The organism is Gammaproteobacteria bacterium (assembly GCA_019748175.1).
Taxonomy (GTDB): Bacteria; Pseudomonadota; Gammaproteobacteria; order JAIEPX01; family JAIEPX01; genus JAIEPX01.
Map to the genome: position 1 here is coordinate 52,861 of JAIEPX010000014.1, position 25,145 is coordinate 78,005.

The following is a 25,145-nucleotide window of genomic DNA, read 5'->3' on the forward strand; positions in this document are numbered from 1 at the left end:
GTGAGTGGTGAGCACAAACCAGTTTTATTAGAAGAAGCGTTAGCCGCGTTAGCCATTCGAGCCTCGGGAAAGTATGTAGACGCGACCTTTGGTCGCGGTGGGCATACGAAAAATATTTTAGCTGCGTTGAATTCGGACGGGAGAGTATTGGCCATAGACCAAGATCCCGAAGCGATTCGATGCGGGCAAGAAATATTCGGTGACGATGCGCGATTAAAATTGTGGCACGGATCATTTGGTAAATTAGAAGAATGTGTAGATGAGCTCGGTTGGCGTGGTCAAGTAGATGGTATTTTGCTGGATATAGGGGTCTCATCCCCACAGCTCGATACGCCAGAACGAGGTTTTAGTTTTTCGGTTGATGGACCGCTGGACATGCGAATGAACCCAGCGTACGGCATGGACGCCGCTTCTTGGATTAGTCAAGCTCGTGAGCAAGAAATAGAGAGAGTATTGCGAGAGTATGGGGAAGAGCGTTTTGCCAGACGAATTGCTAAGGCGATTGTTAAGGCGCGAGCTCAAAACCCGATCACGCGAACTCAGCAATTGGCTGATACTGTGGCTGCGGCCCATCCGAGATGGGAGCCGTTTAAACATCCGGCGACGCGTAGTTTTCAAGCAGTTCGGATTTTTATAAATCAGGAATTGCAGGTGTTGGAATCGGTATTGCCGCAATGTTTAAGCGTTTTGAAAACAGGTGGTCGATTAGCGGTTATTTGTTTTCACTCATTGGAAGATAGGATTGTTAAGAATTTTATGCGCAAGGCAGCTCGAGGGGATGATTATCCTCCAGATTTGCCAGTGACTGCGGATCAATTACATCCGCAATTGCGTTTAGTAGGTAAAGCTGTGAGAGCGGGTGAAGAAGAATGTCGATACAACCCGCGTGCGCGCAGTGCAGTGATGAGAGTCGCTGAAAAAATATGAATAGAGGGAAGAGGTTTTTTGCAATAGCGAAAAATTTCTGTAAGTAGAGCAGGGTGTTTTTTGTTGAACACTAAATGAAAAGGAGGATTAAAAAATGACTACAGCAACACGTGCAATTAATGTGATTCGATGGCAATGGGCAGTGCCTTATATGCCTTTGGCTTCTAGGCCAGTGCTGCGGAATATGTTGCTTTTATCTTCTATTTTATTGACATCTTTTGCGACGATTAGCTCAAAACATATTAGCCGACAATTAACAACAGACTTGCAAGCGCGACACGATGTTAGCAACACGCATTATGAAAATTGGAGTAAATTATTACTCGAACAAGGCACGCTGTCTAGGCAAGTGCGCGTTGAACAAATTGCGCATCAAAAATTCTTAATGGCATCACCTGTGGGTAGACAAGTAGAAATCGTCAGGGTTTCTCGCTGAATATCGTGAAATAGAAGTAATGAATTATGTTGGACGATTTTATGCTGTTATAGGTCTGTTGGTAATTGCAGGCGTTTGTCTCGTTTTGCGAATGGCTGATCTGAGTATCATCAAGCACGATTTCTTATTAAAACAAGGCGATGCTCGTATGCATCGTATTGTGAGTGTTCCGGCTCATCGAGGAATGATTACTGATCGTAATGGGAAGCCTCTTGCAGTCAGTGCACAAGTGAATGCAGTATGGGTCAATCCAAAATTAATTCCACTGGATCATCCTGAATTTGATCAATTCGCAAAATTGTTAGGATGGACCCCTACAAAATTACGTCATCGATTATTTCAGTCCAAAAAGAAAACATTTGTCTATTTAAACCGAAGTTTGCCGCCTGGTCAGGCAGAAGCAATTAAAAATCTAGGTATTCCCGGGATTTACACGGAAAAAACATTTAAGCGATTTTATCCTGAAGGCGATGTGATGGCGCATCTGCTCGGAAATACCAATGTGGATGATGCGGGCCAGGAGGGAATCGAGTTAGAATTTGATGAATGGTTGCGTGGAGTGCCTGGGAAAAAAGAAGTGATTAAAGATCGATTGGGTCAAGTGGTAGCAGAATTAAATACCATTCGACAACCGCGAGAAGGTCACGATTTAGCTTTGTCGATCGATAATAGAATTCAATTTATTGCGTATCGAGCAATTGGAGAGATAGTTGAGCAATATCATGCAAAAGCCGGTACTGTGATTGTTGTTGATGTAAATAATGGCGAAATTTTAGCAATGGCCAACGTTCCTTCGTATAATCCAAATTCAATTACGGGTCCGCGAGATGGGCGATATCGAAATCGTGCAGTAACCGATGTTTTTGAACCAGGTTCAACAATGAAAGCGTTTAGTGCGGCGACATTTTTGCAGTCAGGAAAATTTAAACCAGACACCATTATAGATACCAATCCAGGGCGAATTACTATCGATGGCAATACGATTAGCGATGTGCATAATTACGGCGTAATTACAGTGAGTCAAGCTGTACAACATTCCAGTAATGTTGCGATGAGTAAAATGGCGGCGGTTGTCGGGGCACAAAAAATATCTCAAACACTTTTTCATCTTGGATTTGGAGAAAAAACGAGCAGTGGATTTCCAGGCGAAGTATCAGGAACTTTATCAACGCGTCAACGATGGCGACCGATTGAAACAGCAACTTTAGCGATGGGCTATGCCATGACAGTCACACCGTTGCAATTAGCGCAAGGTTATACTGCGTTGGCAGCGGGTGGAATAAAGCGACCCATTTCGTTAGTGAAAAATGAACGTGTTCCGCCGGGGGAACGAATTTTGCCAGAGAAGATTGTGCAAGAAGTTGTAAAAATGCTGGGTCTTGTAACCGAGAAAGAGGGTACTGGTACACGAGCAAATGTTGCTGGGTATCATGTTGGCGGTAAAACGGGAACGGCCTATATTGCTGGTAAGCACGGATACGATCATTCTCGTTATTCGTCTTCTTTTGCGGGCCTCGCCCCCTTGGATAAACCGCGATTAGCGTGTATTGTGGTTGTGACTGAGCCACAGTCAGAACATTTTGGCGGAGTTGTTGCGGCTCCTGTTTTTGCAAAGGTTATGGCGGGCGCGTTACGCATTTTAGCGGTACCACCTGATAATTTGCCTCCTGCAACTGTTGAACAGCAACCAGCTTCAGCTTTAGCGCCAGCAAAAACGTAGTAAAGAGTAAAAGATGAGAGAAAAAAAATGGCTGATTTAGCGTATTGTTTATCAGGTATTGTGACGCCTTCTTTTTCAGCAGAGTTTGATCGCTTGGTGTTAGATTCACGCCAAGTCACTAATAAAGATGTGTTTGTTGCTTTGTCAGGCGAAGAATTTGATGGTCATAATTTTATTCAAGATGCACTAGCAAAAGGTGTGGTGGCTGTTCTAGCTGAGCGTGAAATTGAAAAAAATGATCGAGTGATTGTTGTTCCCGAGTTGCGGCATTATTTAAGCGAAATTGCAGGCCGATTTTACGGAAATCCTTCTTCACAAATGTCAGTTGTTGGTGTCACGGGTACTAATGGTAAGTCCTCTATTACTCATTTTATTTCTCAAAGTTTGCGTGAATGTGGTCGGCGATGTGGAATCATCGGAACACTCGGTTATGGTTTTTTGCCTGAATTAATCTCTAGTACTCACACTACCCCTGATGCGGTGAATGTGCAACGAATTTTAGCTGAATTAAAAAAACAAGGTGCAGATTCTATTGCCATGGAGGTTTCATCACATGGCCTGCATCAAGAGCGCGTGAGTGGAGTTTCATTTGAAACGGCAGTCTTTACGAATTTAACGCGCGATCATTTAGATTATCACGGTACTATGGAACATTATAAAGCTCAAAAAAGGCGTTTATTCAGTATGCCTAATTTGAAAAATGCAATTATTAATTGTGATGATCCCTTTGGAAAAGAAATTGTTCAAAGCTTGAGTGGGCAATTAAATGTTGTGGGATACGGATTGCAAAATCATACTGATGTTGATTGCTCGATGATTATCGCGAGCAATATTCGTCAAAATTATAAAGGTTTCCGTGCAAAAATTGAGTCACCTTGGGGTGGTGGTGAATTACGCAGTCAATTGTTGGGTCAATTTAATATCAGTAATGTCTTAGCAGTGTTAGGTGTATTAATTGTGATGGGTATTTCATTAGAGGAAGCTTTAGAAGGAATAAACCAAGTGCAAACCGTGACGGGTCGTATGCAAGCGTATGGTGGTGATAAACAAGCACTTGTTGTTGTGGATTATGCGCATACACCTGATGCTTTGCAGCAAGCGTTGCTGGCATTAAAACCACATGCCGAAGGAAAATTGTGGTGTGTATTTGGTTGTGGTGGCGATCGTGATCGAGGAAAGCGACCTCTAATGGGTCAAGTTGCAGAGCGTTATAGTGATCAACTTATTTTAACAAATGACAATCCTCGCTCGGAATCTCCGCAAACGATTATTGATGAAATTAAATCAGGATTATTATGTCCTTGGGCAGTAGAAGTAGAGCTTGATCGCGGAGCTGCAATCGCTCATGCGATTGATTGTGCTGAGCCAGGAGATGTGGTATTAATCGCTGGAAAAGGGCATGAAGCATACCAAATTATGGGTGATGAGAAATTGCCTTTTAGTGATATTGAACGGGTTCAGCATTTAACAGCTGAAAAGCGCTTACGTGATTGAGGAATTTATGACTACTGTAAAAAAATGTGCCGAAATTTTATCGGCTGAATTAATAGGTGATCACACGGTTAACTATAAAGGTGTGAGTATTGATTCACGTACAATAAAATCGGGTGAGCTATTTGTAGCGATCAAAGGTGAGAATTTTGATGGGCACAATTTTACACATGACGCAGAGATGAACGGAGCAGCGGCTATTTTAGTGAGCACGAAAGCTGATGTGAAAATACCACAAATTATTGTGTCTGATACAATTCAGGCCTTTGGTGAATTAGCACGTTGGCATCGTGAACAATTTCATATTCCAGTAATTGCTGTGACAGGTAGTTGTGGGAAAACAACGACAAAAGCAATGTTGGCCAGTATTTTTTCTGGTTTAGGTAAAACATTAAGCCCTGTCAGCAGTTTTAATAATAATATCGGATTACCGTTAACGATATTACAGTTAGATGAGTCTTATAAAACAGTGGTTCTTGAGTTGGGTGCTAATCACCCTGGAGAAATAGCGGGGCTTGTAAAAATTGCTCAGCCGGATGTGGCGGCAGTCACAATAATTGCGCCTGTGCATTTAGAAGGATTTGGTACGATAGAAAATATTGCGGCGGCAAAAGGAGAAATTTTTTCAGATTCGAATAAAAACAGTATTGCTGTTGTGAATCATGATGATCCGCTCTCTAAATTATGGCAGCAACAATTGGCGGGTAAACGAGTGATTCGCTTTGGGCAGCAAATGAATGCGGAAGTGAGTGCAAAAGATGTTATTTTGAATGCACAAGGTTGTCCGGAATTTACGTTAGTCACAACAGCAGGTGAAATTCGAATTGAATTGCCAGTGATCGGTGAGCATAATATTAATAATGCGCTGACTGCTTGTGCGTGTGCTATTGCGTGTGACGTGAAGCTCGAAGATATTAAGAAAGGTTTGGAGCATATGTCCCCTGTGTCAAAACGAATGATTCGTCATGAATTATCTAATGGGGCTGTTTTAATTGATGATACATATAATGCAAATCCACTGGCATTTAAAGCTGCATTAAAAGTACTGCAGCAAACTGGAATGCCAACGGCTTTAGTCATGGGTGATATGGGGGAGTTGGGACCAGAATCAGAAAAAATACACCGTGATGTTGGAACGTGGGTTCAAGAAGCGGGTATTAATCAATTTTTCACTTACGGAAAATTATCAGCGTATGCTTCTGCCGCATATGGGTCTTCAGCCCAACATTTTACGGATATTCAAGAACTGGTGACGGTGTTGAAGCCTATATTGAATGAGAAGAAGGTGATGCTAGTGAAAGGTTCGCGTTCTATGCGAATGGAAAATGTTGTAGCCGCTCTTTTGAATCAGCAAGGATAATTTCATGTTATATTTTTTAGCCCAATTTTTGGAAAAATATTATCATCCTTTTCAAGTGTTCCACTATTTAACATTGCGTTCAATTTTAAGTAGTTTAACCGCACTGATTATTTCTTTGGTCGTTGGTCCCGTGATGATCCGAAAATTAACCTATTATCAAGTAGGCCAATCTGTTCGTGATGATGGTCCTCAAACGCATTTAAAAAAAGCAGGAACACCTACCATGGGTGGCGCTTTAATTTTAGTTGCCATAGCGATCAGCATTTTACTGTGGGGTGATTTAACGAACGCGTACGTTTGGTTGGTGACGCTAGTGACTTTGGGTTTTGGTGTGATCGGTTGGATAGATGATTACCAAAAGCTAATTTATAAAAATAGTAAAGGGCTTTCTGCGAGAAAACGATTGTTTTGGGAATCTTTAATTACTTTATCGGCAGTGATATTTTTATATGTTACTGCTACAGTGCCTGTAGAAACTTCTCTTGTTATTCCCTTTTTAAAAAATGTCATGTTGCCACTGGGTTTTTTGTACATTATTTTTTCGTATTGCGTTGTTGTGGGTTGTAGTAATGCTGTTAATTTGACGGATGGTCTTGATGGTTTAGCTATTTTACCAACTGTGATGGTCGCAGGTGCATTGGGCGTATTTGCGTATCTTTCTGGTCACGCGCAATTTGCTCCTTATTTGACGATTCCTTATCTTTCCGGTGTGGGTGAGGTTGCCGTATTTTGTTCGGCGATTGTTGGTGCTGGTTTAGGTTTTTTATGGTTCAACACGTATCCTGCGCAAGTTTTTATGGGCGATGTGGGTGCTTTAGGTTTAGGTGCGGCATTGGGGATCGTGGCCGTTGTTGTCAGACAAGAATTAGTGTTGATGATCATGGGCGGTGTTTTTGTGATGGAAACCGTTTCAGTGATTCTACAGGTGGCTTCGTTTAAGCTCACGGGTAAACGAATTTTTAGGATGGCACCGCTTCATCATCATTTTGAGTTGATTGGATGGCCTGAACCTCGTGTGATTGTTCGATTTTGGATTATTAGTTTTGTGTTAGTGTTATTAGGATTAGCTTCGCTCAAGATTAGGTAACATCCTAGATTCGCAGTTCGGATCTAGGGTTATTTCGGGTAATGATATATCGTTCTCAGTTCATGTTTTGTGACTCTGCCTAAACAAAGAGAACGTCCAGGATTAATGATCAGATTTTTTGAAAGGGCTTCGCGTCCGAGCAGCATGCGAAATCGTAAAGGGTCTCGGTCGGATAATGTCAGTTGAATTTCTTGAGTAATATCACCCAAAACTAATTTCGTTAAAATAACACAGCGTAATTCTTTGTGTCCGCTCGAACTCATGATGTAACGTTCATCAACAATAGGGGCGTGACATTGTATAACAATTTTCGTATTTCCTTGAACAGGGTGAATAGAAAAATGGACGCGATTTTGATTTTCATAATGAGAGGTTTTTATGTCGAAGGCATGTAAAGCGGATGTTCTTGCGCCAGTATCAATTTTCGCTTTAATTGCAGGGATGCCGAGGTCAGGTAGCGAACACCATTCGTGCCATCCAATCAGAAGTGTACTTGTTTTTGATTTTTCAGATCCCTCTAACATATAACATCCCTAGAGTGGTTGACCATGTGCCATTTCGCTCGCATCCAAATTCGGATCGAGAGAGATTTGTCTGTTTATAATTTCATCATCAATGTGTTTAAGTTTTTCGAATGTGGCAATATGAAATAATGCTGCACCATCGTGTACGGTTGGAATATTGCTTTTTCCAATTATCATTCCTGCGTGAGGTGCAATCACATGATACTCTTCATCGCCAACGGGATTAGAAATTGTTGCCAAGAGTTCACCTTCTTTTACGATATCTCCAAGTGTTTTAAAGGGGCGAGTGATTCCACTGTGTGGTGATCGAACCCAATAGCTGGCTTGAGCAACGAGCGAATGGTTTTTTGGTTTTTTTTCAGCTGAACGAATCATTTTTAATTCTTGCATTACATTCAATACGCCTTTAATTCCAATTTTAATAGCCGTATCATTAAATCGAAGTGCTTCGCCAGCTTCGTAAACAATGATGGGAATGTTTTTCTCTTCTGCTGCAAATCGTAATGAGCCTTGTGGGCCCTCCGAATGTAAAATAACGGGCGAGTTAAAAGCTTTCGCTATTTTTTGAGTGTTTTTATCGGTGAGATTTGCTCGAATTTGTGGGTAATTGCTTCTGTGTAAAGAACCTGTGTGTAGATCTACAATATGAGTGGCTTGAGTGATGACTTCGCTCATCACTAAATGTGCTAAACGAGCAGCCAGAGAGCCCGAAAACGACCCGGGAAAACTACGATTTAAATCGCGACGGTCCATCAGGTAACGAGTTTGATAAAGAAATCCATAAATATTGACGATAGGTACTGCTATCAGTGTGCCAACAATTGATTTTAATTGCGGTTTTTTTAACAGCAGTTTAATGACTTCAATGCCGTTAATTTCATCGCCATGAATTGCAGCGACTACGCAAAGTACAGGGCCAGGTTTTTCTCCGCGGATTACATGAATAGGCATTGTAATGGGTGTGCAATCGTATAATTTAGGCATATCGATCGTAATAATTCGTCGATCACCTAATTCGACGGGTATTTCATTAATGAAAATCGTGTCAGAAGATGATGTCATAGCTAACCTTCATAACGACTGTGTCGAGTGATTGGCTTAGAATGTTTTTCTATATATTCAATAATCTTATCTGCGATGTCGATACCTGTTGTTGTTTCAATGCCTTGCAATCCAGGTGAAGAATTAACTTCCATGACTAAAGGCCCGCGTTTGGATCGTAATAAATCCACGCCAGCCATTTTTAATCCCATTATTTTAGCCGCTTGAATCGCCGTTTCACGTTCGTGTTTTGTAATTTTGATTGTGGTAGCACTTCCACCGCGATGAATGTTGGAACGAAAATCACCAGAATCTGCTTGACGTTTCATTGCAGCAACAACTTTATCGCCTACGACAAAGCAGCGAATGTCAGATGCTTTGGCTTCATGAATAAATTCTTGAACAATAATGTTTGCGCTTAATCCCATGAATGCTTGAATAACGCTTTCTGCTGCGTTTAATGTTTCTGCTAAAACAACACCTACACCTTGAGTGCCTTCTATTAATTTAATAATGAGGGGAGCTCCGCCCACCATTTCAATTAGATCGTCAACATCACTGGGTGAATTTGCAAATCCAGTAATAGGTAGTCCGACGCCTTTGCGTGCCAATAACTGAAGCGAACGTAACTTATCACGCGATCGTGTGATCGCAATTGAGGGATTAATGCTAAAGGTTCCCATGGTTTCAAAGTGTCGCACTACGGCAGCGCCATAAAAAGTGCGTTTTGGGCTGATGCGAGGAATAATGGCATCGAAAGGTTCGAGTTCATTACCTTTGTAATGAATGCTGGGGTTACGTGAGGCGATATTCATGTAGCAGCGGGCGTAATCGATAACAGACACATTATGGCCACGTGCTTCGGCGGCTTCTAGCAGTCGTCTGGTTGAGTAGAGGTCTTCGTTCCGAGATAAAATCGCGATGTCCAAAGTTTTTCGATCCTTAAAGTATTGAGTTAATAATAGTTCAAATACTGAGAGTTTTCCATTAGTATAGGGGTCGGGTCTCCCGTTGGCTATCTTTAGATGAATACATCTCAAGATAGCCAACGGGAGACCCGACCCCTACAGGAGGATAGTTTATGCGAAGGAATGTTCAAGTTTTATTTTCAGGAATCGCTATGATGCTGTTGAGTTTTATGACTCAGGCTCAAATTAGCTCTAGCTCAGATTCTGTGTCTGCAGCTTCGACGGGTACGTCCAATACGCAGCAAATGTCTGTTTCAGCGATTGCGGCGGATGAAACTGCTACAGAAGGAGCGTCCGTCAGTGCCCCTGCAGCTGGCCCAGCCCTCGCCTCTGCCGCAACTTCAGCCCCTGCCGCTGCCCCGACTCCTGTCCCCGCTTCTGCTCCTGCGACTGACTCGCCTGCACCTGAAAACGCAGCAACTCCTCCGCCAACACCTGTTCCCAGCCCCGCGCCTAAAATTAATGTTCAGATTGAAGATCTAAAACCTAGCGCTGGTTCATTAGAAAAGGGTCGAATGAATTACGCACGTTATTGTGCGGATTGCCATGGTGCCAATGGTGAAGGTAAAAAAGGGCCAAAATTGATTGGAAGTTTAATTGTCACAGGGCCTGTTTACGGTCACCTTAGTATTGTATTAAATGGTCACTCTAAATCCATGATGCCTACCTGGGGTATTAGTGAGATTTCGGATGATGTCATTGCCAGCATTATTACCTATCAGCGTAATTCATGGGGCAACAATGATAAAAAAGAATTTGGCCGACACGCAGGTGGTGTAGTGTCAGCAGAATGGGTTCACGTTTATCGCAAGATGATGAAGAATTTACCCGTTAAGCAAGATGTTAGAACATAAATAAAATATTATATAGGATTCAGTCATCACAAAAAATGCGTCTCACTACTTCATGGTGGGTGTGCTATTCCGTCTTCGATTATTGTTGAGCAATTCGTAAATTCTCTGGGTTGTTTCATCTGAAAAATTATTGGCTTCATTGAAAGCTAGGAAAGTAATTCTAGGATTTTCCTCAAGTAAGTGACAGAAAGCGTTGCCACATTTTTCGTTTAATTTGATTCCCATAATCATTAGAGATTGAAGAGTGGGATGGTGCCGTAATGCGGTGCAGATTTCTAAAGCTCCATCGATTCCAATAGGATTGTCGGACAGATCTAGAAATTCAAGTGTTTTATTTTTCTCGAGTCCTAGTGCGAGACATTGAGATCCTGCAGAAGTTAAGCCGCAATCACTGATATTTAATTCTTTGAGTGAGGTATGATTTGCTATCAAATTAGATATATTTTTTGCGGCAGCCCATCCAGCTGAATCAAAATCATCACATGCGACCCAGCTGAAAAAAGTTTTGTTCGATGAACAGTTGAGCTTTTCTAAAATAGCGTGCTTTGATAATAATTTACAGAGTTTTACAGCGCCTATCCCTGTAATTCTATTTCTTTGTAAATGAATCTCCGTGGCTTCGGGTGCGTTCATTAAGAACATTTCGAGTGTCCAGCCAATTGAGGTGTCATCTACATATTGGTCTGTGGTTGCGTCGCCTAAGATCTCTATGCGTTTGCATGGAAGTTCTTTGGCTGGTTCTAGCATTGCAATCATAGGTGTATTTCTAGGCGATATTACCGGTGAGGGTTGTGCTGTATCTGTTTCCTTTTTTCGAATTGCAGAGCGATCAAAAGAGGGGGGTTCAACTTTTCCTCCCGTGGTTGTAGCTGCACGTGCTCGAGATGCTGATAGGGAGTTAGCTGTTGAGCTCTGTGCTGAATCTTCCCCTGAGCTTCCTAATCTAAGCAGTTTGGTAAAAGATTTTCTCAGGCTACCACCTAATTGTTGTTTGCGTGGACTGGTTCCTGCAACAGGAGCAGCGGTGTCAGTGGCTTCGGGCGAAATTTCTGGGGCATCTGAAGTGGCGGGTAGTCCTGATTGTTTGCCAAATGATGGTAGGTGGGACCTTGACGTTCTTAGTTTTGTACTTAATCGAGGTTTTGGTTCAGTCGAAGAGGTTTCACTATTTTGAGATTCTGCTGAATTCCCAACTTCAGATTGTTTCTCAGTTGATTTTTTATTGCGCAACATATTTCTTAGATTTGACATCGATGTTCTAAAGTTCACTGCTAATTGTTTTCCATTGGGAGCTTCAGTTTGGGGGCTCTCATCTTCGAGCACCTCTACTCTTGCTGAATCAGGAAGAGCTTTAAGCGATGAATTTTGAGTGGTGTGTTTTAACTGAGCGCTTTTCCAATTAGATTGACTGCTGGGTAACGTAGGTGTTGGTTCTCGTCTTAAAAAATAATCAACCTGATGATTAAGTTGTTCGGTAATGCGAGCAAAATATTGAGTTTGTTTTTGTGCGGTTTTGAGTCTTTCTTCCTTGGGTATTATGTTGGATTTTTCTTTGACTAAACTCGCTTGTTTAATGCTTTTAGTAGTAGCTTGCTCGAGTTTACGTTGTAGTGAAGCTATTTTTTCGTAATTTTTTACCCAGTTGATATTCGCGGCTTCTGAAGTTTTGTTTTCATGCGTGAGAGGTTCGTAGATTTGATCACAAATTGTTACTAACGTTTTTTGACACTCTAATAATCTTGTGCAAAGTTTAGTTAAGGTATCCATCAAGCGATTGATTTGATCATTGCTGATACCATAAACCAAAAGGTCTCCCCCTATACCTGCTAAGGCTTTTGCTTCGTCACACCCCATAAATACTTTTGCGAGTTCGATCAGTATTGTGTGCATCTCCATATATGCTTCTAATAGTTGAGGATTGAGCTGTATGGGTTTGTAGATACCTGTGTTGATTGCTTTGCTATTTTGTTTTGGAATTGTTGTTGGGTTTAGGAAGTCACTGATTTTTTGACTTTGCATCAGAGCACGAGGAATACACGGATTGTTACTCTTGTCTAAAAAGGGATTGGAAGATAATTGGGTTGCTCTCAGCGAAAGTTTGCGAGCTTGACCTGTATTGTTAATCGTATCATAGCTATTTACGGCTAAAGTTCCTTTCTTCTGATGTTCTTCAAGGAAAAAAGATGAAAATTCGGGGGTGTCGGCGAGCGTAGTGAGTAGCATGCCAATACTTGTAGAACATATTGGTTCATAATCAGATTCTCGTCGGCGAAATCGGGTGATATTGGGAGGCGGTGTATTTTCGGTGCTATTAAAAATATGATATAAAAAACGAAAACCGTTGCTTAAAATAATTTTGCTATAATTTTGCAGGGTTTCTAGATGTTCTCGGGCACTGGTGTTGGCAATTTCTCGTTTAATGGCAAGAGTCACTCTTCCTGCTAAAATATTTTTTACACGAATTAACGTGCTACGCATGGTTTTTTTGTTATGTCTTCCGGGCTTAAATGCTCCGGAGTTGAGTAAGTTATTCAAGTAGTCACAGTACTTTTTAACCATCTTTAGTGTGCTTTCACTGCAAGGCGCACGTGATAGCGTATTCGTGAGCCACGTTAATAGTTGGTAGCAAACTAAGTTATACGGATCATTGGTATTGCCATTTTTGCCAAATTTTCTCTTCCATCGTATGACCATATACGCGCATAAATGCCCAATCATTGCATCAGATTCTGTTTGCAGTAATCCGTGTTCTTTAATATCGGCTATCCATGTTCCTTTTTGTGTGTGAATTTCATCGATGTTATGAGTTGATAGTGTAAACTCGGCATTCATTTTAAGGAAATCCGGTAGTCCTTCATCGGGCATCGCGTTATGCCAACACCGATGTACGCTTCTCATTCTGTTTTTTTCATTTTCCGTATATTCAGGTCGATGTAATACGTGACGTTTTAACATATCATTTCCTCGCTATAGAAGGTTGGTTCCTGAAACTTTATAAGGGTTTTGTTGGTCCAATAGTAATTGGCGATTATGGTATAATTGCTCACCTATTTTACTTTTCATTTCTGGAGAGATTTTTTCATCATCCAACATAAGATCTGTAATTTGAGTAGATACTTTTAGTAGATCTAGAATGTGTTTGGCTCCTTGATCAGTAATGTTAATATAGTTGAGTCGTAGATCGTAAAGGATTTTGTTTTTTTGTAATGCCACGCAGATTGCCTCGATACCAGCGTCACTTAATGTATTGCCACCAATATCAAGCACCTCCAACGTTTTATTGAGAGAGAGACATGAAGCAATAAAACCGGCGCTTTTAACATCTACTCCGCAGCTATTGATGTGAAGAGCCTTAAGAGTTTTAGTTGTTTTAATAAAATCAGAAAAAGCATTGAGCGATTCCATTTGGGTTCCAGAAAAGTCGCTTAAATTTAATAGCGAAGGATTGTTTGTCACATTTAATTTAGTGAGAGAGCTACATTCTGCCAGTGCTTTCCATAACGCTTTGGTTCTGTTAGAAGTAAGTTTATTATTCTTTAATTGTATTTTGGTGAATGTCTGTGTTCTTGATTTTATTAATTGAACGGCGCAATTGACAAGGTTGTCTGTAAATACACGCTTTGAACTGCCCCTTAGGTCTAGCTTATGAACGTCTTGAGAAGGTTTTATATCTGACACATCTGGAGTTTGAGCTGCGCTTTGATGGGGTGTATTGGGGCTTGGTCTGGCTCCCATCGTAAAAGTCAATGCTCGTCCTCTTGGGATGGTGGCGAGTTCTTGAGTAGAAGTTGATGCCTCAACGGCAGATCTTGTTGAGGGGGGGGATTCAGGGAAAAATCGCGATCCGGTCGCTGAGCGTGATCTTGGAGAAACACTTGAGGGTAGCTCTAACATTGGCTGTCTCGTAAGAAATTGAGTAACATGGTTGCTTAATATTTCCGCTGTTTCAGTAAAATATAGAGTTTGTTTTTTCGCGATTTCTAGACGTTCTTCTGTGGTGATTTTATTTGAGCTGGTTTGAATTTTGTTTGCTTCATCGATGCATGATGACAAAGCGCTCTCAAGCTGGTCATTAATAGAAGGTAAACGGGCTAAATTTTTAAGCCAAGCTCTTGTGGCTTTTGGTAATGATGCTACCGTCTTGCCGGTTTCTATTGCTTCTTGAGTGCTGGTTGCGATTTTTATGCGATTATGACAACGCGTCAAGGTTGTACAGAGTTTTTTTAAGGTTTCCATTAAATCATTGATCTGTTTATTACTTTGGCCATAGACCAAAAGGTCGCCGCCCTGTCCCGCAGATTTATATGCTTCGTCGCAGGCTAAAAAAATCTGAGCGAGTTCAATTAACAACGCGTGCATTTCCATAAAATCACTGAGCAATTTTTCATCCGTTCTAAATGCTTCAACTATCCCAGTTTTTTTAACAGTGCTTCGTGATTTCCCATTTAAATAATCATATAGCCCGGCTGTGTGTTTGACGTCTTCGAAAAGAGATTGCGGTATGCATAATTGATTTTTTTGGTCAATAAATGGATTGACGAGAGTCGTAGTATTTTCGGATTGAGGCTTGTCTTCGATGCTCGTAAGCTCTGTTGCTGATGGGTCTTTGGTGTCAAATATGTGACAATAGGATGCTGTTTTAACCAGACACTGCAGAAGTAGGCCGCTTCTTGATTCAGTGATTTCATCTGGTAGCAAACAGATGTCTGCTGGCGAAGGTTTAATGGTGTCTCTTAGAGCAAAGTAAAGGAATTGAAATCCGTAATCTGAAACCCGCTTACCAAGCTTTTTTAATTCAGTTAAGTAGTCTCGAACACAAGAGTTCTCAATTTCTCTGTTTATTATGGGTCTGATTTTATGCTGTAATGTTGTTCGAACAGCGGTAATCACACTAAGCATTGTGCGTCGAGTTTTTTCATTTTTAAAGATTTTTGCGTCTCCTAACTTAATGAGATATTGAATACGATTATCGACGATGTTCAGTGTTGCTTCATTGCATTTTGCGCCGGATAAGTCACGTGTCATCCATATTAGTAGCTCATAGCAGGTTAGATTCGTGGGGTCATTTGGATTACCAACATTGGCATCTACTCTCAACGACATATATTCAGTGCAATCACTGATCATGTCTTGTACTTCGGTGGATAAGAAGCCGTCTTCTAATTTATCATTCCAAACACTGGCTAAAAGATCTTGGCCAGAAATTTCATGTTCTGGCATTTTATTATTGCCCATTTTCAATTCGGGAGGCTCGTTTTTACCGCATTGGCTTTCTCTAAAACAGCGATAAATTTCATTCATCATATTCAATTCAACAGCAGAATACTCTTTAGATTTCCACCATTCCCTTTTGAGATATTCCCACATATAGCTAGCCCCCTAATTAGTTACATTCATTTTTAATGAGGATTCTTGTGCCAGTAAATTGGCGTAGGCTTGTGCCTTGATTTCTTCGGCGAGTGAATCTGAAATTTTGTTCCCGTCGAATTTAACATAAGTGATTTTAGTATTGCTTTTTACAAGATTCAGCAGTTCTTTACCGGCTTCCTCTGTTAATTGATTTCCGTCAATAGCTAAATAACGGAATGTTGGATGTCGATATATAGCTTCGAAAATCATTATAGCGCCTTCGTCAGAGAGATTATTATCACCAATATCTAAAAATTCGAGTGATTGATTGTCACGGAGGCCGTTAGCAATTAACCCGGCGCATGTTGTTGATAGGGGTCTGCAATCGCTCAGCCAAAGGTCTTTAAGCGATGTGGTTGCTTCAAGTAATTCTTTAAGAGCTAAAGCTGCAGGATAAGGGTGTGAATTTGGTGATTTCGATGATGAAATTTCGTTGAATAAAGTTGGATTGCATGAAAGATTTATTTGCCTAATAGATTTGTGTTTTATTAAAGATTCACACAGCGGTACTAAGACAGTGCCTGTGATTTGTTTTAGATTTAAGTCGATTCTTTCGGTATCTGGTCTAATTTGACGTAACAGTTCAGGTATGTCTTGATCAAGTACTTTTTTTATTCCGAAGAGGCTTAAGCAGTGGGCTACTTTCAGTTTCTCTGATTCAGGAGATTGTGATGTCCTTTGGGCTGAATCATCGTTAGTTTCCGATATTGAATGAATTTGTGCGGATGTGAGTTTTCTTTCTGGGCTGGGTGAGTGAGTGGCTTGGACTAAAGTTAGTGATTGTATGCCGATTTGCTCTTGTGCTACTAAAGTCACAGAGGTTGAGCTGGCAGTTCTTCTTCTTTCAACGACTGGTGAGCCTAATGCAAATTGTGGAATTTGAGGGGGTGATTCGGGCCTTGGAAGTAATGCTGGTGACTGTTGCGGCGGTGGGGGTCTAAGATCTCTTGAGGGAGTTGGAGAATAAGCTACTACAGGCGTAACTCCAGGTTCAGGTATTACAAAAGTTGAAGGCTTGATTTTGGTTTTTCTATCGCCTCGTCTTGCAGCTACGCTATCCGTTATTTCTTGAAATCTATTTTTCGTGCTTTTTGTTTGAGCGCTGGTGTTTTTGGAGAGTGTAGGGCTCGATTGTCTTGAGGTTGTTGGGCTTTTTGGGCCAGTGCCTCGAGGGCTAGATTGTGGAGATGTTTCAGGTGATTTAGGCAAGTTTGTTAAGAAAGTATCTATCTCTTGGTTGAGTAATTCTACGGCTTGCTCGTATTGAACAACTTTTTGAGCCGTTGTTTTTTTTCGCCCTTCTATAGGTATTGTGGTGGCAATGGCTGAAATTTCTTTAGTTTCTTCGCAGCATCTTTTCCAGGCTGAATCGAATTCGCTCGTGATATTACTTATTGAAGCAATGTTTTTTATCCAGAGTGTAGTGTTAGGATCCGTTGTTGCGCCTGCTTTGCTGAGTATCTCCCATGTTTGTGTTGTGCAATCAATTAATTTCAGTTTGCACGTTTGAAGTGCGCCGTGTAAATCGTTGAGTTTTTTCATCAACCCAATAATCAGAGTGTTACAAACATGAAAATCTAAAAGTTTAAAATCTTCTTCAGCAAGATCCATCGCCTCTTTACAAGAATGAAGAACTCTTGTTGTTTCATAAAGTAAAGCATGCATTTTAACGAAGGTTCCGATGATGTTGGGTTTGTTGAGAAAAGGTGAGTGAATGCCTGCACACTCTTGTGCCAACTCTTCGCAGTGAAAGAATTCGATGAGTGAAGTTTGAGCTTGATTGCTTCCATTTAATAGAGCTCTTGGAATACAAAGTCGATTATCACTCGTAATGAATGGATTATTTATTTGTATTTGTTTTAGACTATTTTTTCTATGCAGACCCACTGTTAGTCTTGGTGAGCGTGGTGAAGTGGTGGGTGACGATGTTTCCTTTTCTTTGAAAAGTTCGCTAAGTTGAGGTGCGATTAAGAGTGCTTTCAGTAATTGACCGCTTTTTGTATTTGTAATTACTGCTATGAACGGATCATTCGCTTGAAGTTTTGCAACGCCTGGGAAGAGGTGTAATTCTGTATTCGAAAAAAGAGTGTGTAAAAAGCGGATTCCGTTATCAATGATGAATTTTCCGTGCGTAACTAGGCTTTCCAGATGTGAATGTAGTTGAGTTGTAGGTGTTTCAGGCTTGAGTTTTGGAATAATTTTTCTTAAGTATTTTTTTAAATTGTTAAGAAGCATTCGAATTTCTTGATCATTGGCATCTTCGCCGGACAATAACGCTGATTTCATTAGAGCATTAATATATTCAATTCTCTTATTTACGGAGGCTATACTCTCTTCAGTTCGAGTTGCGCCAGAAAGTTTCAGGGCGAGCCAGTGTAGATATTCGAATAACATCAAGTGCAAAGGATGGTTGGAGTCTATATTTTGATTTATTCGACTATTAACCAGGATGCAAATAGACTGAATTTGCTGATTAAGAACGTTTCTTAAATGACCTTCTAATTGTCGTCGTGTCCAGGTTTCCAATAAAAAGTCTTTTTCCTGGAGTTTTGGGCGGGTTTTCAATGTCCCCAAGGTATCATTAATGGTCGTAGTAAAACACTCGCAAATAATGGCGAGTTTAGTCTCGTTTTCAGAGGTTTTAGTTGTTTCTTTAAACTTTACTCTACTCACGTTTAACCCCATTTACTAAACATAGATTAAGATTCTCACGGAAAATAAATTTATTTATTTTCTGGTGATGCCCGAGCTTTTTGCTGGTTTTCTTTAATGGCCACTTTTAGGTTATCAGTTAATTTTGTTGAAAAATAATTTTCAATTTTTTCTCGAGACGGGTCAAAGGAATCTGCATCTTCAAAAAAATCTAAGTTGATAATGCAATTGTTTGTTCGTAATAATTCGAGAAGAACCTCGCCTGCCTCTTCAGTGAGTCGATTCGCTGATATCAGTACTGATTCAATTGTAGGATGGTACATGAGTGCTTCGCAAATAAAACCAAGGCCATTGTTTGTAAGGTCATTAAAACGAAGATCAAGTGAGAGCAATGATTTGTTGCTCTTCAATCCGTTTGCAAGAATAGAGGCGCCGAATGGGCCAAGCCCGCACTCATCAATTTTCAAGTGTTCAAGTGTGGGGTGTGTGGCTAAAAAATCACGGAAAGCAAACACGCTGGCATAGGTATTATCCATGCCTTTTGATTCTATATCATTGAGTGCGTGAAAGAGTCTTGTGTTGTTTGACATGCAGAGGATTTTAAGTTTTTTCTGTTGTGATAATTCTGTGTACAACTTCAAAGCTCCATAAGCACCGATGTCATTATTTTGTAATAAAACAATTTCATGCTCTCTGTTGTCCTCTAGAGCGGTCAGGATTTCCTGGATGTTTTCATTCGTATGCAGTTTTCCAGGTTTGTCAGGAGTGCCTGTGAATTTCTGGAAAAATTCTATTGGTGTTTTTTTCGGTGTTTTTCCAGGTGCTGACATTGTTCCGGTTGTTGGTATTGCATCAGCAGCTGATAATTGTTCTGCTTCTTGAATTACTTCTTCTAGGCTTTGCACTTTTTGTGGCTGTTTTTGCCTTCTTCCACTTACGTTAGGTCCTATTGCTGTGAAGGTCGTTTTTTTTGCAACTCTTCCTATAGCTCCCGGTCCTCCACCAAGAAATTTTTCTCGAAGAGCCTCTTTCTCGCGTCCTGTTACAACATGCAAACTGTCATTAGATTGTTTGGTGGTTGCTCCAGGACTTTGTGATGTTAATCCAGAGACTGGTGTGTGTGCGGGTGTAGTGTTTTCCTGTGAGTCTGGTTGATCTTTGGAAATTGGTTGAACAATAACAGAATGTGGTGGACTTTTTTTAGAGTCAGTTAGGGCGTCCTTGTCGGCAATTGTGGCAGGTCTACTAGTTTGTTGTGCGAGAGAGCCGCTATTTATTCTTTGATCTTTCTCATCAAGTTCTTTCGCTGAACTTATTGCTCCATTCTCACTGTCATTTGATATCTGAGAATTAGTTCTTTCATTTTTATTGTCACCTGGCTTTGGAGGAGTCTCTTTTTCTAGTTTTACGCTCTGGTCTGATCCTTTTTGCGCTTGAAGACTACTTGATGTGTGAGGGGTTGGCATTGAGCTTGAGACCGTAAGTGATTTTGCTGATAGTGCTTCATCGGGTTGTTTCTCAATTTTTGTATCTTGTGTACTAGGCTCTTCTGCTCGGGGGGAGGTTGGGGGTGAGCCAGAAGAATTTGCTTTTTTTGCTGCTGAGAGTCTTGAGAGTACTGCGGGATCTGGTGTTGCCCCAGGGCGAACAGGAGTTGGTACCGCGGGTTTTTTGATAACGCTCGTTTTTTCTGGGCCAGTGCCGGCTCTTTGTCGTCCATTGGATGCTGTTGTAGCTTTTGGTGAGGTTGGCTCTTTAGGATTCTTTCCAGCCTCCTCTTTATCCGATGGAGGTGGTGCCAGTTCTGAAGTTGGTAGCGCAGAATTATTTGCAGCGATCTCAGGTTTAGTTTTGGATTCTTCTGCTGGTTTTGTAGGTTCTCTTGGTGGCGGTTCTTGAGCTTGGGGTGGGGCAGAAGTTTTGCTAGAGTCAGTAGTTTCATTCTTTCTGCTTGGCGTCGGTGAGGTGCCGCCTGTTTTTTGAGCCCACAGGGTCATCATATCTTGTTTTTTAATGGAGTTCTTATCTACGCCGCCGGTATCTGACGGACCAGGGTTTGCTGATCTTGGGGATATTGCACTTGAGTCTGTAAGTTCTGTTTTTTTAGGAGAATTGGGGGGATCAATTTTGGCAGGTGCTGCGCCTTGCTTAGGTTTTTCTTCGGTGTTTGATGATGGCGCTTTGGGGTCAGATAGCTTATTGACATCACCACTGACTTGGGCGGCTGCAGTAGTTACAACAACTGTTGCTGCAGGTTGTTTATCTGCAGGTTTTTCCTGTTTTTCACCCTCTTGATTTCCAACGCGGGGAGATGTTGAGGTCTGTACAGTTTTAGTGGGCTCTTTTTTATCTTCCGGTGGTTTTTCCTCTTGCTTGCCCTGCTGACTTGGAGGTGGGGGTGGAGAATTAGTAGGAGGTCTAGGTCTGGTCAATGACGGAGAAGTTGGAGTGGATTCGGGCTTTGAGCTTTCTTTTGGGTTTGCTTGAGAAGTTGGAGCTGTACTTCTAGGTGCAGGTGTAGGAGTTCCTCTTTGTTGAGGGGGTGAAGCGGTTGTACTAGAGCTTGTTGGCATTGAGTTTGGTTGTTCAGACTTCAAACCTGCTGTTTGGCTTCCAGGTTTGTCTGCTTGAGAAGTTGGAGCTGTGCTTCTTGGTGCAGGTGTAGGAGTTCCTCTTTGTTGAGGTGGTGAGGCTGGGGTGGCGGTAGTGGAATTAGCTGTGCCCGATCTGACGACTCTTGGGCTTTCTTTTTTTGCTGATGTGGGGCTTTGAGGTGCGATTATTGAGGCTGTTCTGGGCGAGGTTTCAGGTGAGCCCACTTTACCCGGATTGCTTGTAGTAACGTTTGATCGAGGAGATATTGTCCCGCTATTCCTAGCCAGAAAGGGGGAATCCTTGCCTCCACCTGAACTTTCTCTGCTTGCCCAAAGTTGTTTCATGTCTTTTGTTTTAATTGAACGTTGATCGACTTTTGGTGCGTCCGCATCATCTCTTGGTGATGTAGAGCCCGGTGAAGCAGTGCCTGTGTCGATTTTTTGGCTAAGCATGCTGCCGGTTCGAGATCGTCCTAGGGTAATAGTTGCGTATGGAGTTCCTGTCGTATCGCTCTCAACCTCTTGGCGAAAGGGCCGAGCGCTTATATTTTTTACACTGACTGATCGTCCTTTGGCAAATTGACCTTGTTTCTGCGCTGTCGTTTGAGGGTCTTGAGATTTTGGAGCGTCAGTTTCTGCGAGTGTTGTCGCTGTAGATTCAGCGGCATCTTTTTCTAGATCTTTATCACTGGTTAATGGTTTTTTAGTTAATCTTTTCTCGCTCATTGATCTCAATTTTCCAAATAGTGTTCTCTTTTCCTTTGATGCTAGTTCTCGTTCTAATTCCTGTGGGTCTCTTGGAGATCCGCTTCCGTTAGATTTTGAGAGAGAGGCGCCTTGAGCCTCATGAGTATTTTGTAACATAGGGGGTGAGTAAGAGGGCGCTGGTGGTCGAGGGTGTAGAAATTGTGCAATGTGTTCATTTAATTGTGCAGTTGCTTTAACAAATTTTTCCCTGGGGCCTGCTGATAATTTTTTTCTCGGAGTTTTTGTTTCTACAGTTTTTAGAAGGCTTTCTGCTGTTTTGATGATCGCTAGACATTCTGATGAAGTGGTGCTTAATTGTTTATTTTTATTGCGCTCGCCTGAAAAAATTTGTGCCATATTTTTTTTCCATGGAGTGTCTTCAGGAATTTCATTTACTTTCTTATCTTTATGTCCTCTAACTCGAGCAGCTAATATCTTGGATAATTCTGTACGGCATTTATCGGCTTCGGTACACAGTTGTGTAAAAGATTCCATGAGAAGTAGGATTTGCTCCACACTATCCTTAGAGGCAAAGATTTTATCATTTTCTTGTGCTAAGTGTCTTACTTCGTTACAGGCCAAAATTGTTTTTGCTATTTCTACCAGTAGCGCCGATATTTTGACAAAATTATTTACAACAGATTCATTGGCTCGGAATGGTGAATGGATTCCTGATACAACATGAGAGCCTCGAGGGTCGTTGTAAAAAAAATGATCATTGATGCTTGTGCAGCCGGGTGTTGTTTGTAAAAGACCTTCAGGGATGCAAGGCTTGTGAATACCATCAAGAAAAATATTGGTTCGCACTTGAGTATGTCTTTGATCTAGTTTTTGTCTAATCATTGCTTCATCGGCTAATTTTTTTGCGCTTTTGTTAACTTTGCTTTCGTCTACCGCGTGTTCATCGTCAAAGAGTGTGCAAAAAGAAGGTGTGGTGACTAAGGCGAGGAGCAATCGGCCTTTTCTAGTTTTGAGATATTCTCTGAAAGGTTCTTTTCTCGCGCGGAATTCTTGAATGGTCGGAACAGGGAGATCTTGTGTATCATCTAAGACATAGTACAGAAATTGAAAACTTAAATTTAATATTATTTTTCCCTTTAAGCTAAGTTCATCTAGTTTTAATTTTATATCATTGATTGGGTTTGAATTATTGGAATCAGATCGAGGAGATTCGGGTGCGCCATTTTTAGGTGACTCCGGAGGTGAGCTGGTTCCTTGATCAGCGACTCCTGCTGAACTGCCTGTTCTATTCGGACGCAACCTGAGTAAACCTTTTTTCATATATAATTCCTTTTATATAAAAAATTGACTTCGCAATAATTCATTTGAACACTATACTTCGAAGGTCTTTTAGTCAAGTGGGGAAACGCTTATTATGCATGCAGAATTTAGTTAATGTGTAGGAGAATGGAAAATGCCGCGATCAAAAAGTAGCCATCGATGGTTAAAAGAACATTTTGATGATCCTTTTGTGAAAAAATCTCAACAAGAGGGGTATCGCTCACGCGCTGTGTATAAGCTCATCGAAATTCAAGAAAAAGATCAAGTTGTGAAATCAGGTATGGTAGTGGTTGATTTAGGTGCGGCGCCGGGCGGGTGGAGTCAGTATCTCGCCAAAATTGTGGGTTCTAAGGGTCGGGTAGTTGCGCTGGATATTTTGGCCATGGATCCCTTGCCTGGAGTGGAATTTATTCAAGGTGATTTTATGGCTGAGGAAACGTACGCTGCACTGATGACGCTCATTGGAGATGTTGGTGTCGATGTCGTAACTTCGGATATTGCTCCGAATTTGAGTGGGATGAGAGAAGTCGATATCCCTCGGGCCATGTATTTAGCAGAATTAGCGGTTGAATTTTCAAAACAAGTTTTAAAGCCGGGCGGTAAATTGTTGATAAAAGTTTTTCAGGGTGAAGGTTTTGATAATTTGATGAAATCGTTGCGTGTAAATTTTGCAGCGGTTAAAACACGTAAACCGGAAGCCTCGCGTTCTCGATCTAACGAAGTATATTTATTGGCGGTGGGCTTTCGTTAGTTGAGGTTTATTCCTTCGCTGTTTTCATGTGTTTCCTTGCTTTCTTGTTTCTCACCGCTATTTTGAGCCGCCTCTAATTTCTTATAGGCTTCTTGATTTTGAGCTATTTGCGCTTTTATATCGGTAACTAATTGTTCAGAAATTTTAGAGTTATCGTTTATTTCCAAAGTGAGAATTCTCGTATTAGTTTGTACAAGTTCAAGTAATTGTTTTGCGCTTTCAACTGTTAGGTTGTTGCCATCAAGTAACACATGCCTGATAAATTTATGTTGCATCAGCGCTTCGCAAATATGATTTGCGCCCGTATCAGAAAATTTATTGTTGCCTATGTCAAGAAATACGAGAGATTGGTTTTCTCGAATTCCTGTTGCAATAAGACTTGCGCCGAAATCATTTAATCCGCAATCATTAATCATTAAAAGCGCGAGATTGGGGTGCTCTGTGAGTAATTTTTTAAACGCATCTGCACCTACATAACCTTCTGCTCCGATCATTCCCGAAGACATGCGTGGATTTTGTTCGGTTTTAGGAAGTTCCAAAAAAAGTTTTTTATTATTTGAAACGTCTAAAATTTCGACGCTGGGACGTTTAAGTAGGCATTCACAGAGTTGTTTAGCTCCTTTTCCTCCGATCTCATTTTTTTGTAAATCGAGGCGTGTAATAATACAGCGTTCTGTTTGGCCAGTAGGGGTAAGTTGATCGAGCATCGAAATTACGACGGGCATGCTGTCGTCAGTAATAATTCGTATGTCCTTACCGGCAGAATTTTCATGAATGCCGTACAGTAAAAGTTCAACGGATTGCGGTTGAGCAGAAGGCTGGGCCAATAAAGGTGAGCTGGAGTCAACCAAGTGTGGTGCGTGGTTTGTGTTTTTTTGAGTTAGCTTTGCAGCAGCCTGTCTTTCGGCAACCCGTCTCTTTATTTCTTCTATTTTCATTTGTTTAGTGAAATTTTCTCCATCTTTTTTCATGGCTTCTTGTCTTTCTTTCAATCTATCTGCGAACTGTGGGATGGGTGGTCGGGAGTTTGATCTTTTATGAAGGGAATTGGCTGCAGAACCATTTCGGGAGGGGCTTTTTCCTCTAACTGATCCTCGGGGAGATGTGGGTGGTGAGTTTCTTTCTAGGGTTGATCCGCGACGGGAGCTATTTGGGCTTACTGGGGTGCGGTATTTACTTCTGGAAGTTCCGTGTATGTCGAGAATTTCTAGAACTGCGTCTAAGCCATCTCCATCGGTTTTATTAGCTTGGCTATTGTCCGTGGCTACTGATACTGGTTTTTCATGTGCATCGTTCATAAAAA

16 protein-coding genes are annotated in these 25,145 nt (G+C 41.3%); 8 read left to right on the forward strand and 8 right to left on the reverse strand.

All coding sequences use genetic code 11. The annotated features are described in order from the left end of the window. The 6 genes from rsmH (at position 1) to mraY (ending at position 7,021) form a co-directional block, all read left to right on the forward strand. Positions 1 to 927 carry a 16S rRNA (cytosine(1402)-N(4))-methyltransferase RsmH gene (gene rsmH, locus K2X50_07440; GenBank protein ID MBX9587078.1) on the forward strand — a complete coding sequence of 309 codons (927 nt, stop codon included), beginning with the start codon at positions 1 to 3 and terminating at the stop codon, positions 925 to 927. 94 nt (positions 928 to 1,021) lie between these two features. Then, positions 1,022 to 1,363: a cell division protein FtsL gene (gene ftsL, locus K2X50_07445; GenBank protein MBX9587079.1), complete on the forward strand. Its 342-nt coding sequence runs from the start codon at positions 1,022 to 1,024 to the stop codon at positions 1,361 to 1,363. 19 nt (positions 1,364 to 1,382) lie between these two features. Then, positions 1,383 to 3,083: a penicillin-binding protein 2 gene (locus K2X50_07450; GenBank protein ID MBX9587080.1), complete on the forward strand. Its 1,701-nt coding sequence runs from the start codon at positions 1,383 to 1,385 to the stop codon at positions 3,081 to 3,083. Between the two features lie 27 nt (positions 3,084 to 3,110). After that, on the forward strand, positions 3,111 to 4,577 hold the full coding sequence (locus K2X50_07455; GenBank protein ID MBX9587081.1) for a UDP-N-acetylmuramoyl-L-alanyl-D-glutamate--2,6-diaminopimelate ligase: 1,467 nt from the start codon (positions 3,111 to 3,113) through the stop codon (positions 4,575 to 4,577). A 7-nt stretch (positions 4,578 to 4,584) separates the two neighbouring features. After that, entirely contained in the window at positions 4,585 to 5,934 is a 1,350-nt protein-coding gene (locus K2X50_07460) for a UDP-N-acetylmuramoyl-tripeptide--D-alanyl-D-alanine ligase (GenBank protein ID MBX9587082.1), read from the forward strand. Positions 5,935 to 5,938: 4 nt separating this feature from the next. After that, positions 5,939 to 7,021 carry a phospho-N-acetylmuramoyl-pentapeptide-transferase gene (gene mraY / locus K2X50_07465; protein ID MBX9587083.1) on the forward strand — a complete coding sequence of 361 codons (1,083 nt, stop codon included), beginning with the start codon at positions 5,939 to 5,941 and terminating at the stop codon, positions 7,019 to 7,021. A gap of 29 nt (positions 7,022 to 7,050) precedes the next feature. Here mraY and K2X50_07470 read toward each other — a convergent pair whose 3' ends face one another. From K2X50_07470 to rimK, 3 genes are read right to left on the reverse strand one after another with little or no spacing between them, the layout of a single operon-like run. Further along, a complete protein-coding gene (locus K2X50_07470) occupies positions 7,051 to 7,545 on the reverse strand; it encodes a RimK/LysX family protein (GenBank protein ID MBX9587084.1) in 495 nt (164 codons plus the stop codon). A gap of 9 nt (positions 7,546 to 7,554) precedes the next feature. Continuing rightward, positions 7,555 to 8,607: a succinylglutamate desuccinylase/aspartoacylase family protein gene (locus K2X50_07475; GenBank protein MBX9587085.1), complete on the reverse strand. Its 1,053-nt coding sequence runs from the start codon at positions 8,605 to 8,607 to the stop codon at positions 7,555 to 7,557. Between the two features lie 2 nt (positions 8,608 to 8,609). Further along, on the reverse strand, positions 8,610 to 9,515 hold the full coding sequence (rimK, locus tag K2X50_07480) for a 30S ribosomal protein S6--L-glutamate ligase (protein ID MBX9587086.1): 906 nt from the start codon (positions 9,513 to 9,515) through the stop codon (positions 8,610 to 8,612). A 152-nt stretch (positions 9,516 to 9,667) separates the two neighbouring features. Here rimK and K2X50_07485 point away from each other — a divergent pair, with 152 nt between their 5' ends. After that, positions 9,668 to 10,408, forward strand: coding sequence for a cytochrome c (locus K2X50_07485; GenBank protein MBX9587087.1), 741 nt, complete (start codon positions 9,668 to 9,670; stop codon positions 10,406 to 10,408). 45 nt (positions 10,409 to 10,453) lie between these two features. On the opposite strand, the gene K2X50_07490 is transcribed toward K2X50_07485, so the two are convergent. Genes K2X50_07490 through K2X50_07505 form a run of 4 tightly spaced genes read right to left on the reverse strand, consistent with a single transcriptional unit; the run spans position 10,454 to position 23,091 of the window. Next, on the reverse strand, positions 10,454 to 13,363 hold the full coding sequence (locus K2X50_07490; protein MBX9587088.1) for a hypothetical protein: 2,910 nt from the start codon (positions 13,361 to 13,363) through the stop codon (positions 10,454 to 10,456). A gap of 12 nt (positions 13,364 to 13,375) precedes the next feature. Continuing rightward, complete coding sequence (locus tag K2X50_07495) at positions 13,376 to 15,775, reverse strand: hypothetical protein (GenBank protein ID MBX9587089.1); 2,400 nt, start codon at positions 15,773 to 15,775, stop codon at positions 13,376 to 13,378. Positions 15,776 to 15,787: 12 nt separating this feature from the next. Further along, the gene (locus tag K2X50_07500; protein ID MBX9587090.1) at positions 15,788 to 18,490 is read right to left on the reverse strand and encodes a hypothetical protein; all 2,703 of its coding nucleotides are present in this window, start codon (positions 18,488 to 18,490) and stop codon (positions 15,788 to 15,790) included. Positions 18,491 to 18,540: 50 nt separating this feature from the next. Beyond that, on the reverse strand, positions 18,541 to 23,091 hold the full coding sequence (locus K2X50_07505) for a hypothetical protein (GenBank protein ID MBX9587091.1): 4,551 nt from the start codon (positions 23,089 to 23,091) through the stop codon (positions 18,541 to 18,543). 133 nt (positions 23,092 to 23,224) lie between these two features. Between K2X50_07505 and rlmE the strand changes: the two genes are divergently transcribed. Then, complete coding sequence (gene rlmE, locus K2X50_07510) at positions 23,225 to 23,842, forward strand: 23S rRNA (uridine(2552)-2'-O)-methyltransferase RlmE (GenBank protein ID MBX9587092.1); 618 nt, start codon at positions 23,225 to 23,227, stop codon at positions 23,840 to 23,842. On the opposite strand, the gene K2X50_07515 is transcribed toward rlmE, so the two are convergent. Beyond that, the gene (locus tag K2X50_07515) at positions 23,839 to 25,140 is read right to left on the reverse strand and encodes a hypothetical protein (GenBank protein MBX9587093.1); all 1,302 of its coding nucleotides are present in this window, start codon (positions 25,138 to 25,140) and stop codon (positions 23,839 to 23,841) included. The genes rlmE and K2X50_07515 overlap by 4 nt on opposite strands. Positions 25,141 to 25,145 lie beyond the last annotated feature (5 nt).